Source organism: Pseudomonas baetica (assembly GCF_002813455.1).
In the GTDB taxonomy this organism is placed as follows: Bacteria; Pseudomonadota; Gammaproteobacteria; order Pseudomonadales; family Pseudomonadaceae; genus Aquipseudomonas; species Aquipseudomonas baetica.
On sequence record NZ_PHHE01000001.1, the window covers coordinates 183,417 to 196,319 of the forward strand.

12 protein-coding genes are annotated in these 12,903 nt (G+C 59.0%); 9 read left to right on the forward strand and 3 right to left on the reverse strand.

All coding sequences use genetic code 11. From position 1 onward, the window contains the following. Positions 1–56 precede the first annotated feature (56 nt). Positions 57–1,418 (reverse strand): carbohydrate porin, encoded by a 1,362-nt coding sequence (locus ATI02_RS00855; RefSeq protein ID WP_100845181.1) that lies wholly within the window; start codon positions 1,416–1,418, stop codon positions 57–59. A gap of 300 nt (positions 1,419–1,718) precedes the next feature. Here ATI02_RS00855 and ATI02_RS00860 point away from each other — a divergent pair, with 300 nt between their 5' ends. The 3 genes from ATI02_RS00860 (at position 1,719) to ATI02_RS00870 (ending at position 3,957) form a co-directional block, all read left to right on the forward strand. Next, positions 1,719–1,949 carry a VF530 family protein gene (locus ATI02_RS00860; RefSeq protein ID WP_095190500.1) on the forward strand — a complete coding sequence of 77 codons (231 nt, stop codon included), beginning with the start codon at positions 1,719–1,721 and terminating at the stop codon, positions 1,947–1,949. Between the two features lies 1 nt (position 1,950). Continuing rightward, positions 1,951–2,589 (forward strand): Pr6Pr family membrane protein, encoded by a 639-nt coding sequence (locus tag ATI02_RS00865; protein WP_100845182.1) that lies wholly within the window; start codon positions 1,951–1,953, stop codon positions 2,587–2,589. 120 nt (positions 2,590–2,709) lie between these two features. Further along, on the forward strand, positions 2,710–3,957 hold the full coding sequence (locus ATI02_RS00870; protein ID WP_095191982.1) for an IS256 family transposase: 1,248 nt from the start codon (positions 2,710–2,712) through the stop codon (positions 3,955–3,957). 102 nt (positions 3,958–4,059) lie between these two features. Here ATI02_RS00870 and ATI02_RS00875 read toward each other — a convergent pair whose 3' ends face one another. Both ATI02_RS00875 and ATI02_RS00880 read right to left on the reverse strand, forming a co-directional pair. Continuing rightward, the gene (locus tag ATI02_RS00875) at positions 4,060–4,842 is read right to left on the reverse strand and encodes a siderophore-interacting protein (RefSeq protein ID WP_100845183.1); all 783 of its coding nucleotides are present in this window, start codon (positions 4,840–4,842) and stop codon (positions 4,060–4,062) included. Continuing rightward, complete coding sequence (locus ATI02_RS00880) at positions 4,839–5,414, reverse strand: PadR family transcriptional regulator (protein ID WP_100845184.1); 576 nt, start codon at positions 5,412–5,414, stop codon at positions 4,839–4,841. Before ATI02_RS00880 ends, ATI02_RS00875 begins: the two co-directional genes overlap by 4 nt. 521 nt (positions 5,415–5,935) lie before the next feature. On the opposite strand from ATI02_RS00880, the gene ATI02_RS00885 reads away from it, so the two are divergent. The 6 genes from ATI02_RS00885 (at position 5,936) to ATI02_RS00910 (ending at position 12,873) form a co-directional block, all read left to right on the forward strand. Further along, positions 5,936–6,421, forward strand: coding sequence for a CS1 type fimbrial major subunit (locus ATI02_RS00885; protein WP_095190496.1), 486 nt, complete (start codon positions 5,936–5,938; stop codon positions 6,419–6,421). 108 nt (positions 6,422–6,529) lie between these two features. Beyond that, positions 6,530–9,052 (forward strand): TcfC E-set like domain-containing protein, encoded by a 2,523-nt coding sequence (locus tag ATI02_RS00890; protein ID WP_100845185.1) that lies wholly within the window; start codon positions 6,530–6,532, stop codon positions 9,050–9,052. Between the two features lie 22 nt (positions 9,053–9,074). Further along, the gene (locus ATI02_RS00895) at positions 9,075–10,331 is read left to right on the forward strand and encodes a hypothetical protein (protein ID WP_167394861.1); all 1,257 of its coding nucleotides are present in this window, start codon (positions 9,075–9,077) and stop codon (positions 10,329–10,331) included. A 40-nt stretch (positions 10,332–10,371) separates the two neighbouring features. Then, complete coding sequence (locus ATI02_RS00900) at positions 10,372–11,112, forward strand: pilus assembly protein (protein WP_100845186.1); 741 nt, start codon at positions 10,372–10,374, stop codon at positions 11,110–11,112. 31 nt (positions 11,113–11,143) lie between these two features. Beyond that, positions 11,144–11,629: a CS1 type fimbrial major subunit gene (locus ATI02_RS00905; RefSeq protein WP_095190493.1), complete on the forward strand. Its 486-nt coding sequence runs from the start codon at positions 11,144–11,146 to the stop codon at positions 11,627–11,629. 17 nt (positions 11,630–11,646) lie between these two features. Further along, entirely contained in the window at positions 11,647–12,873 is a 1,227-nt protein-coding gene (locus ATI02_RS00910; RefSeq protein WP_238156272.1) for a hypothetical protein, read from the forward strand. Positions 12,874–12,903 lie beyond the last annotated feature (30 nt).

The following is a 12,903-nucleotide window of genomic DNA, read 5'->3' on the forward strand; positions in this document are numbered from 1 at the left end:
GCTGATACGACGCATTCGGGAGCAAGCCCCCTCCCACAGGGGTACAGCGGTGTCAGTTAGAACGAGGACTGGATCTTGATCCCGCCGATCAGCGCGTCATCGACCTTGTCCACGCCGCCCGGATGGCGGATGTATTGCAGGTTCGGGCGTACGGTCAGCCAGTTCGTGACGTGCACGCCGTAATAGAGCTCAGCGCTGTATTCGGTGTCTTGCGGCGGCAGGAACGACGGATCGTCGTAGTTGTACACGGCGTTGGCGCGGTTGCTCGCTTCGGCGTTTTTACGGAAGGCCGGGTTGACGTGGACGCGGGCGAGGGCGAAGCCGATGTCGTCCTTGGCGCGCGCATCGAACGGGCCTTTGTAGATGAGGCCGGCCTGCACATAGTTGTCGATGGCGTTGGTTTTCTTGTCGTGCATCGTGGCGTTGGCGAACACGCTCAGGCCACGGGAGTTGTCGCTGGCCATGCTGGTGATTTGCTGTTGCACACCGAGCCACACGCCGTGTTTGCTCGACGCACTGCGATAGGCTTCACCGCTCAGCGCTGCCGGTTGGCCGTGGCTGTCTTTATAGACGTCGTTGGCCTTGGCGTTGCTGTAGTAGTAACCGGCACGGTATTCGCCCGGCAGGCCATTGAGTTTCGGCGTCCATACCACTTCAATCGGCAGAATCGCGCCTTGGGTGCCGCTACCACTGAGTTTGAAGCCGTTGCCGCGATCGAGGTTCGACGGGTTCTGCTCGTAGGCGCCGACCTGTGCGTACAGCTCCGGCGTCAGGTGATATTTGACGCGCAGGGCCCACTGGCTGACCGGCCAGTTGTACCAGATGCCGCCGACCCAGTTGCCGACCTGCGAACCGCAGAACGCCAGGTTCTGGAAGTCGCAGGGGAAGCTGTTGAAGTCTTCGCCTTCGCCGAAACGGCCGACCTTGATGTCGAGTTTCTGATCGAAGAATTTCTGCTGATACCACATCTGCGTCAGACGCGTGGTCTGGCCACGGCCCCAGACTTCCTGGGCGGAGGTAAAGCCGCCAACGCGCGGATCGTTGATGCGGTCGTTGCTGATGTTGTTGCCGCTGCGCTTGGTGATGGTCAGTTGAAACTCGGCGTCGTCCCAGCCGAGGATCTTCTGCAAGTCCAGATGCGTGCCGAGGCCGAACTGGTCGCTGTAGCGTGCGGTGCGGTCGTGGTCGTAGCCACCGTGCAGGTTGCTGCCCATTTCGCCGGTGTAATCGAGCTTGAAGTCGTAGCCTTTTTCCGCGAGTTCGGTGCGCGTGCCGTTCCAGTCACCGAGCATGTACGGTGATTCACTGTCGAACGCGGGAGCCGCTTGGGCGCAGGTGGCGAGGCCAAGGGCGGTGCAGCCGCCGATCAGGCGCAGGGATGAGATAGCGCTGTCTCGGAAAAACGGAAAATCGGGCATAAAAAGGGTCTTTCTTGATCTTTTTTTGGGGGTGAGCTGAGCGCTACGATTTGACGCAGGCAGTGAAGCGATTCAGCGGAAAGGCGGCAGGATAATGATCTGTAACAAAAAGACAAAGGGGTTTTGCTGACATGAACCGTTTCGGATTCGGTAACAGTGCGGCAAACGGGCGCATTGTGGGACCGTTCGCAGGCTGCGATCTTCTCGGGTTGGCCTACATTTGCAGGAAGGCCTTCCACCCGATCACCCCCTCGGCTAAGGTGCGCGGCTTCTGCATTTCACTTCGCCCAAAGGCCTGGCATGAACGAACAATCCCCCGATCCGCTGCACGGCGTGACCCTCGAACAGATCCTCACCGCCTTGGTGGCCCACTACGAATGGTCGGGGCTGGCCGAGCGTATCGACATCCGTTGCTTCAAGAGCGATCCGAGCATCAAGTCGAGCCTGACGTTTTTGCGCAAGACCCCATGGGCGCGGGAGAAGGTCGAGCGTCTGTACGTGAAGCTTGCGCGCACCAAGCGACCGCTCTGAGATGGACGCCGTGTGGCGGCGCCGCCTGACTACCCTCGCCGCCGTGCTGGGCTGGGCGGGATTGGCGATTCAGCTGTACCTGATTTTTTTTGCGCGCTTGAGTGTCGGCGCCAGTCTGTTGGGCGGGCTGGTGAGTTTCTTCAGTTACTTCACGGTGTTGACCAATACGCTGGCGGCAACGGTGCTGACCTGCTTCGTCACGTTGCGTGAATCCGCCGCACGGCGCTGGCTCCTGCAGCCGTGGGTGAGCAGTGGCGTTGCTGTGAGCATTGCCGTGGTCGGCCTCGCCTATAGCGTTCTGCTGCGGCATTTGTGGCACCCCGAAGGCTGGCAATTTATCGCCGACGAATTGCTCCACGACGTAATGCCGCTGCTGTTTCTGGGCTATTGGTGGTTGTGCGTACCCAAAGGCACGTTGCGGTTGTGGCATCTGCCGTTGTGGCTGATTTATCCGCTGGTGTATTTCATCTACGCCTTGCTGCGCGGGCATTTGCTGGGCGCTTATGCGTATCCGTTCATTGATGTGGCGGTGCTGGGTTATCCACAGGTGTTTATCAATGCCGGGGGGATATTGGTGGGGTTTGTGGTGATTGGGTTAGCGGTGATTGGCATAGACCGCTGGCGATCTGTACGACGTTGAATTCCTGTGTGGGAGCGGGCTTGCTCGCGAAGGCGGTGGGTCAGTCAACCTTTTTCAACCTGACCCACGGGGGTGTCAGAAATTTTGTGTTCGGGCATAACATGAGTAAGAGGTGCATGTATGCCAACCAAAAAGAAACCCCTGCGTGACCTACCAAAAATCCCCAAGGAGCTGCTCGAAGAGTTCGGTGAGGGGCTGATTACCGCAGAGGCTATTGAAGACGCTTCTGCGGCCTTCAAGAAGGCCTTGATTGAGCGAGCATTGAGTGCCGAGCTCGGTCACCACCTGGGGTATCCGCCGGGCGCGCAGCGCCCAGAGGATGAAACCAACCAGCGCAATGGCAAAACGGGCAAGACGATTTTGACGGGGGATGGCCCGCTGCGGCTGGAGATTCCCCGTGATCGGGATGGCAGTTTTGCCCCCATTCTGATCCCCAAGCATGAGCGGCGTTACACCGGTTTTGATGACAAGATCATCGCCATGTATGCCCGAGGCATGACCGTTCGAGAAATCCGCGCTTTCCTCTCTGAGCAATACGGGACGGACGTTTCCCATGACTTCATCAGCTCAGTCACGCACGAGGTGATGGAGGAAATTGGTGCGTGGCAACAGCGACCGCTTGAGCCGATGTACCCAGTCATTTTCTTCGATGCGCTGCGGGTCAAGATCCGAGAAGAAGGCCTTGTCCGCAACAAGGCGATTTACTTGGCGCTGGGTGTTTTACCCGATGGAACGCGCGATATTCTTGGTATCTGGATCGAAAACACCGAGGGTGCGAAGTTCTGGATGAAGGTCTTCAACGACCTCAAGACCCGCGGCGTAGAGGACGTGCTGATCGCCGTGACTGACGGTCTCAAAGGCATGCCAGAGGCGCTAAGCGCAGTATTTCCGGCAACAACGCTGCAAACATGCATCGTCCACTTGATCCGCAACAGCCTCGATTACGCGGCGTGGGACAAGCGCCGTGAGCTGGCCAAGGCGCTAAAACCGATCTATCAAGCCATCAACGCAGAAGCGGCTGAGGAAGCACTGGATGCCTTTGAAAATGGCCCTTGGGGTAAGCAATACCCAACGGTGGTGGCGGCCTGGAGACGAGCCTGGGATCGAGTGATTCCATTTTTTGTCTTCCCGCCTGCCATTCGAAAAGTGATCTATACGACCAACGCTATCGAAAGCATCAACGCTCAGCTACGCAAGATCATCAAGACCCGGGGCCACTTCCCGACGGATGACGCAGCGACCAAGCTGATCTGGCTTGGGCTGCGTAACATCACGGCAAACTGGGGCTCGGCGGCTCATGACTGGAAGAGTGCGATGAACCAATTTGCGATTCTGTACGGAGATCGATTTATCAGGCCGACCTGGTAAAACCCGGCCTGCCTGACGGCAGGCCATTACCGGCCCGCACACAAAAAATCTGACACTCTCTGACCCACCGCATTCGCGAGCAAGCCCGCTCCCACAGGGATATCACTCTTCTTCGGATCCTTCGGCGCGCCAGTAGCCGACGGCTTTCACCAGCTTCTCGTCGAGGCCATGCTCATCGAGCAACACCCGCCGAACCTGCCGGGAAACCTTGGTCTCGGTGGCCACCCACGCATACAGATTGCCTTTAGGCACCTGCAACTGCTTGACGGTGGTCAGCAGGTTGTCCTTCCCGCCTTCGCGCAATACCCAGATCACATTGACCTGCGCTGCACTTTCCAGCACTTGCTGCTCGCCGCCGTTTGCCACTTCGATCACCACCAGCGCCTTGCGATTGGCCGCCAGGCCTTCGAGGCGGCGGGCGATGGCGGGCAGGGCGGTTTCGTCGCCGATCAGCAGGTAGCTGTCGAAGATGTCCGGCACGATCATCGAGCCACGCGGCCCGCCGATGTGCAGGAACTGCCCGGGTGTAGCCTGTTCGGCCCAGGTCGAGGCAGGCCCGTCACCGTGCAGGACGAAATCAATGTCCAGCTCAAGCGTGTCGAGGTCGTAGCGGCGCGGGGTGTAGTCGCGCATTTCGGGCATCGGGCCTTCGTTCTTGCCGCCGAGCACCATCGTCTCCAGGGCAGCGGTTTGTTCGGCGTTCTGCGGGAACAGCAGTTTGACGTGATCGTCGGTACCGAGGCTGATGAAGCCGGCCAGTTCGGGCCCGCCAAGGGTGATACGGCGCATGCGTGGGGTGATATCGACCACGCGCAGCACTTCGAGGCGACGGCGTTTGATTTCGTGCATCACACGGTGAATGGTTTGAGTATCGACTGCAGTCATTCGGCTTTCTCCGAGGCAAGTTGAACGGCGGGGCCGTCGACGATGGCTTTGGCGGTGTCGTTGAGCAGATCGCGTACACGCAGGATTTCTTCCGCGCTCCAGCGCCCGTGGTGCAGTTGCAGGGCATGGCGCAGGTTATGCACCGCCTCGTGAATTTCTGGCGGCCGGTCGTGGCCGCGCAGTGAACGTTTGCTGACGTCGATACGCATGCGCACGCCATCCAGCGCCACCGCTTGCTCGCCCAGGGACAGGCGCCCGGCGTCGGTCACGCTGTAGCGTTTTTTGCCGCCCTCGGCATCGCCCGTGATCAGTTCGCTTTCTTCCAGAAAGGTCAGGGTCGGGTAGATCACGCCGGGGCTCGGGCTGTAGGCGCCGTCGAACATGCCTTCGATCTGGCGGATCAGGTCGTAGCCGTGGCAGGGCTGCTCGGCGACCAGCGCCAGCAACAGCAATTTCAGATCGCCGGGGGCAAACACCCGCGGGCCACGGCCGCCGCGTTCGCGGCCGGGGCGTTTCTCGAAGCCGTCACGGCCGTCACCGTGTTCGCGGTGGGGGGAATGAGGGTCTCTCATTTTTGCTTTCTCTCTCTCGTCGTATTTAGATACAACTTAAGATATATCTTAAGGCGCAGGCAAGGCGTTTTTTGTCGGAACCTGCCTTCAGTCGACGAGCGGCGCCCGCGCTGAAAGCGGCGTAATGCCGTCGATGCACATTTTTTAACGCTAAATTTTCGCTGATAAAAACAATGTCCGGAAAGTTAAAGCTATCACTCTATTAATCACCGGCTTATATTCTTTAGCCGGTTTAAGTCCCGTATTAATTAGTTGTATTCGCTGTATGGTTTTATTACAGAAACTGTATGTAAGGCATAACTTACAGTCGCTGTTTTGTATTTTGATTTTTTGTTCTTTTTTCTTGCTGGTCGTGGGGTGGTTTAACTACGCGGTCATCGGAAGTTGCCTGCTTACTTTCAAGAACCAACAGCCGATCATGCCTCGGCGTTGAGAGTTCAAAGCAACACGGCTCCCCTTCAGGCAGACGTTGTTTGAACTTTCAATGACCTAACCACTATCAAGCAAACAGGTACTGAACGATGTTCAAGAAACTCGCAATCGGCGCTTCACTCGCTGGCCTGGCCATGAGCTCTTCCATGGCTTTCGCTGTCGATCCCATCAGCCAGAGCATCAGCATCAAGGCGTTCGTGCCGACGTCGCTGTTCGTGATCAAGCCCCAGGATCCGAACTTCGGTCGCGACGAAGTCATGAGCCAGCTCGACAGCGGTGAAATGAGCACCATCGACCACATTTTCAACCTCAAACACACCGATCCGAAGGGTGCGATCAACGCTTTGATTGAAGGCACTCCGGCGCTGTACAACGGCCGTGACAGCCTCCCGCTGACCGTTTCGGTCGGTGGTGTGGAACTGGGCAGCACCACCACTGAAATCGTTAACGAAACCGATTCGGTACCGGGGGTTCAACGTTCGCTGCGCATCAAGGCCGCGACCCCGTCAGCGACCCAGAGCGGTAACTACAGCGGCAGTTTCTCGGTGATCTTCGAGCCGGTCATCAAGTCCTGAGCCAGTACGCTTCTGAATAAGAAGTTATTTGTTCAATAGTCTTGCCCCACTGACCATCATTGATGGTCGGTGGGTGTCGGCTTCTTTAGTTACCTGGATATTACGATCATGTTTCCGATGACTCCCATCGCGGCTGCGCTCGCACTTTTTTTATGTGCCGGTGCCTGGGCTGCGCCCAATGACAATGCCACGACGCCCCGCAGTCTGCTCGCTCAGGCCAAAGGGTTGCCGGCGGATTTCGAAGAACACTTCTTCGATGTGCCATTAGCCGTTCGGGTGGAACGTGATCAACAATTTCTCGGTGAGGCGATGATCGTGCTGGGCAAAGATGATCGCGTCACCCTGCTGGAATTTACCGACACGGCCGAGAGCACGATTGCGGCCAGTGAGCGCGAAACGTGGGCGGCTTATTTACAACAAGGCGTGCTGTTGGGTGCCTGCCAGAGCAGTTGCCCGGCGCAGATGATCGCCGTGCATTACAACCTGCAGAGTTCGCTGCTGTCGATTGCCACGGAAAATGCCGAGCGCGACGCCGAAGCCAAGCGCTACTACGACGTTCCGGAGAACGGCAGCACCGGGCTGATCGTGCGTAATCAGTTGAACCTCAACGGTGGTCAGGATCAGGACCTGGGCGGACGTTATGGTCTGGAAGCCAGCAGCAGCCTGGGTAACTGGACGCAGCGGGTCAATTTGCAACTGGCCAAACTCGGCGATCCGGACGACAAGCTCTATCACGCCGTGCATGAGTTGTATGGCCAGCGTGAAATGCCGGGGACGTTTCTGCGCATGGGTTATTTCACGCCCAACTCCGAAGGCTTGAGCCGCCAGCTGCGCACCTTTGGCGCCAGCCCCGATACGGCGGTGGGCCTGATGTACGGCAGTTCCGACAGTCTGGCGATCAACAGCCCCCGGCCGAGTGTCTATCCGATCTACGTCACGGCCAATCGGCAGGCCTCGGTGGAGATCTACCGCAATGGCGTGCTGGTCAATACCCAAGCGGTCGCGGCCGGTTTGCAGACCCTCGATACCCGGCCGCTGCCGGGGGGCATTTACGAGGTCGAAGTGCGCCTGATCGAAGATGGCCAGATCACGTCGACCACGCAGGAGCTGGTGTACAAACCGACCAACTGGCGCAACCTCGATGAGCGCTGGCGCTACAGCCTGTTTGCCGGGCAGGAAAGCAAATTGCTCAGCAACTGGGATGAACAGTCCAGTGGCGACATGACGGCCGGGGCGGCGGTCAATTACCTGCTGCATCCGCGGGTGATTCTCGGGCTGTCGGCGCGGCAGATTCAGGGCAAGCAGCAATATGGATCGTCCATCGACTGGAGCGTGGTCGACAACGCCAGCCTGTACGCCAACGTCTATCAGACCGAGGAACACGGCACCGGCATGGACCTGCAGGGCATCTACAGCTATGGCTCCGGCAACCTGTTCGCCACGCACAACCGCAGTTGGCTGGACACCACCAACACCTACGAAACCCTGCCCGATGGCACTCGTGTGCGCCAACGCAACGTGTTCATTGGCCAGACCAGCAGTTCATCGCTGGCGATCAATCATCGCCTGAGCAGCAAGAACTCCATCAACGGCCGCGTCTCCTACAGCGAAGGCAATGTCAGCGGTACCGCGCTCGATCTGGGGTGGTCGCAACGCACCGTGCTGTTCGGCAGTGACGCCAACTGGCGCCTGTCGCTGTTCGACCGGCCGGGCAGCTACAGCAGCGGCGATGCACGCAATCGCGGGGTCGACCTGAGTGTCAGCGTGGCGCTGGGCGGGCCGGGTGAGCAATGGTCGGGCAGCATCGGCACGCGCACGGCGCGCGAGGGCGGGCGTGACAACAATGGCTCGCTGTCGTACCGCAAAACCCTTGAGAACCATGTGCTGCAAAGCGTCTCGGTCACCGCACTGGCGGATACCTATGGCGTCGGGTTATCCGGCCTCAGCAGTTTCGAGGCCGAGAGTTTCAATGGCGATGCATTCCTCCAGCGTTCTTCCTACAACGGTAATTACACCGGTGGCTTGAACCTCGACAGCATCGTGGCGGTGGGCGGCGAGCACATGGTCATGACCAGCCAGCAACATGGCGGTGGCGCCGGGATGATCGTTGATGTCGAAACCGATCTCGATGAGATAACCCTGCGCGCCGACGACCTCAGTGGCGGCAGCGCGACGCTGCGCCCAGGGCGCAATTACATACCGCTCACCGCTTATAAAAACAGTTCGGTCAGCTTCGACTTCGAAGGCAACCACGCGCCTTCGGCGAGCATCCAGCCGGCACGGGCGCGCTACCACTTGAACAAGGGCGGGGTCGACTACCGCAAGATCACCGTGAGCAAGACCCTGACCGTGCTCGGGCGTCTGCTCGACCCGCAGGGCAAGCCGCTCAAGGGCCATCACGTCATCAACCACGCCAGTCGTGGGGTGACCGAGGTGGACGGCTTCTTCTCGATGGAAATGAACGCCGGTGCTCCGACGCTGGAAGTGCGTCGCGGTGATCAGTTGCTCTGCCAGTTCCGCCTTGATCCTGCCAATGCGCGCAGTGAGAACAACGTGCTGATGATCGGTGATTTGCGTTGCTCGCCCGACACCCTGGCAGAGACCACCACGCAGCCGGCACTCGCAGGTTAATGGCATGATTTGGGATTACACGATGAAACGTTTGCGTTCGCTCAAGCCCGGCCTCGGGCGATACCTGTCAGCCCTGCTGCTGGCGACATTACCGCTGTGCTCAGAGGCTGGCATTGTTGAAGTCACCGCGGTGTTTCGCCCGGATCCGGGCAATCCGATGGTCAACAGATTCAAGAACACCAAGCCCAGCGAAGGTTACTGCGCGCATTTCGCCGCGTACTGCGAAAGCCGCGATCTGTTCAGCCTGACCTTGCCTTTGGGTGGTTTTCCGCAGACCACCGGGATGAGGGTGCAGGCCAACCATACCGATCCGCGCCAAGGCGCTTTTCTGAAGGTGCCCTCTGACTGGCGACGCCTGACGGTTACCAATGAGAACGGCGATACAGATGAGCTCGAAGTGCGTATTTCAGGTGTCGGTGGCCGCGCCGATCACGGTGGCGACGTGGTGGAGATGACCGGGGGCGGTAACTACGAGCACTTGTGGAGCACCGGCCGGTGGCACAAGGCGCCTTTTCCGTGCATTGCAGGCGGCGGGCTGAACGGCAACAGTTATTACGTCATTTTCATGTGGATGGTGCCGGAAAATGCCGGCGCCTGTGCCACAACGGCCTTGTTTGATCTGCCGCACTTCGAATACCGCTATCTGTTTTTCGGTTACGAACTGCGCACGCCCAACCCGCTGAAAATGCCCACCGGGACTTATCGCGGCAGTATCCATTACAGCGTCGGGCCGGGCATGGACTTTGACATTGGCGATGCGGTCCGGCCCCACGATTCGGCGGTCACCATCGATTTTGTCTTGAGCGTCGAACACACCCTCAAGGTTGAAGTGCCGCCGGGCGGCAACCGCATCGAATTGCTGCCGCAAGGTGGCTGGCAGGGCTGGTTGCAGCGCAATCAGCGTCCGGAGCGGTTGTTCCGCGACCAGACCTTCAATCTGTCGACGTCCAGCCGTTTCAAAATGCACCTGGAATGCGAGTACAGCAATGGCGGCAACGACTGCTCGTTGTATGAGCCATTGAGCGGCCACGGTGTGCCGTTGAGTGTCTTCGTCAGCCTTCCCGGCGGCCTTACCGATGCCTCGGGGCAACCGGTCACCCGCCGCCGACTGGCCCGTGATGGCAGCGGCACCGAGTTGTTCATGCCGGGCTACTACCTGGATCGCCAACCGGGAGCCCTGCACTTCGAAATCGCCAGCAAGGATGTCGAGCAAATGCTCACCGGGACCGGCAAAACCTACAGAGGCAATGTCACGGTGGTCTGGGACTCGGAAGTCTGAGGCGCCGACCGTTCACTGTTTATCCATCAGAGGGCAGAAAATGAAACTTCGCTGGGCACTGCTGTTTACCGCCGGGTTGCCGTTGTTGGGCAACGCCTCACCGGCGATCAATGTCGGGGTGGTGTACGACTATCTTGATGCCGACAAAAGCACCTACCTCAAGCGCGTGTTCAATGGCGGCGCCTCCACGGCTTTCGTCAAGGTCAACATTCTCGAGATCGTTTATGACGCCGATGGCAACCCGCAGGAAATCCCCTTGCTGTCGCAGAGCGAAAACGCCGCACGCAATGGCCTGATGGCCAGTCCGGCGCGTTTGATCGTCCCGGCCAATGGCATGCAGGGCACCCGTCTGGTGTACATGGGCAAGCGTGATCAGGAACGCTATTTCCGTGTGCGCTTCGTGCCGGTGGTGCCGGAAAAGGAAGACGAATTCGTGGTCTCCAGCGAGGAGCGCGAGGAATACAAAAAAGGCCTCTCCGCTGGCGTCAACGTGCTCGCCGGTTACGGCACGGTGTTCTTCGTCAGGCCTGCGCAGACGCAGTTCGACAGCGTGATCAATGACGGTGCCGGGCAATACCGGATCCGCAACCGCGGTAATTCGGTGGTGGTGATCGATGAGTTTCGCGACTGTTCGGTAAAGAATGAAAGCGACTGCCAGCCAACCACCAAGCACCACATTTTGCCGGGACGTACGTTCGAGTTCGACAAGCAGAACGGGCGTGAGTACAGCTTTACGCTGATCGAAGGCAAGGACAGCAAACCCCTGGAAGTCAAGGGATGAGCGCGCAACCAGAGCGTTTCAGGTGATCACCATGTTCAAGGCAAAACGTTTAATCCGATGGCTGCCGCTGCTGCTGGTCAGTGAAGGCGTGCAGGCCATCACCGAGCGCGAAACGTTCGAGGTCTCGGTGACCATTCCCACCGCACAGTTTTATGTGATCCCGTCAGAACCTGACTGGATTCATCTGGAGCAAAGCCTGCCGTTCAACACGCAGTCGGGGCAATTCACGCCGTTGCGCAAGTTCTTCGATGTGAAGAACAGCAATGGCGCGATTGCCGCGCGGATCAGTGCCGAGCCGTTTCTGAGCAACGGCCGTGACAGCGACAACATTGCGCTGATCGTGACCTTCAATCACAAACGCCTGACGGTCGACTCTGACCTTGTGGTCTCGGAACTCGATGCCCGCCCGGGCAAGCGTGTCGGCTTGCAAGTGGCTGCGGCGCCAGCGCCGGAGGGCTACAGGCCGGGCAACTACTTTGGCAGCGTACACATGATTTTCGAGGCGCTGGCGCCTTGATTCTCCAGAGGTTCAACATGTTCAATCGCAAGGTTTACACGCAAGTGTTACTTGCCGCAGCGTTGAGTTATAGCGGGGGAGGGGCTCAGGCGGCAGTCGATGAAATCAGCGCCGTGTTCAAGCCTGATCCCGCCAATCCGATGTCCAACAAGTTCGTAAACACGACCCCGGAAAGCGGTCTTTGCGCCTGGCACCCACCGGCTACGGTGCAGTGCAAAGCGCGCAATATTTTCAGCCTGCGCAACACCGCGATCAGATTCCGTAACAGTGGGTCGATCATCGGTGGGCACGCCACGCCGCAGGAAGGCACCATGTTTAAAGTGCCGTCCGAATTCAGGGATGTTCAGGTCACGCATACCGCGACTGGAAAAGTCGAGACGCTGCAGGTGCGGATCGCGGCGATCGGCACGCGTATGGATTTCCCCAGACCACCGGGGCAGGACGCTTGGGTGGGCGGCGGCAATATGTTCAGGGACGCGCCCAGCCCTTGCATTGGCGTGAACTACCTGGCAGCGGGCATCACGATGATGCTGTGGTTCTGGATCGTTCCGGAGAATGCCGGCCTGTGCTATCGGCAAGTCGGTCAGACGCTGGTTTCGCTGGTATATCAGCACATGGAATATGCCTACGAGTTGAAGACGCCCAACCCCTTGGGCATGGAGACCGGCGAGTACCGTGGAAACATCACTTACTCCATCGGTCCCGGCGCCGACTTCGATATGGGCAATTTTATGATCCCCAGTGACAATAGCCTGACGCTGAGCTTCACCCTTGACGTGCAGCATCAGCTCAAGGTTGAAGTCCCGCCCGGCGGCAACCGGGTGGAACTGTTGCCACAGGGTGGCTGGCAATCCTGGCTGAATAACAATCGCCAGCCGGCACGCCTGTTTCGTGATCAGACGTTCAATATTTCGGCCTCGTCGCGTTTCAAGATGAAGCTTGAATGCGGGCAGGAGATGGGCGACACCTGTGGCCTGCGCAATGCCGCCAATCATCAGGTGCCGATGCAGATCAGCGTGAGCCTGCCCAACGGGCTGACCCGCGCTGACGGCACGCCGGTCAATCGCCAGCCGTTGTTGCTCAGTGGCGCGGGCACGGAGTTGTTTCAACCGGGTTTTTATGTCGATCGCAAACCCGGCATCTTGCATTTCGAGGTGGGGCGCGAGGATACCAAAGAGATGCTCAAGCATGGCGGTAGCCAGTATTCCGGTACCGCCACGGTGGTCTGGGATTCGGAAGTCTGAAACAACACCCTGACGGCAGCACGGCTACCG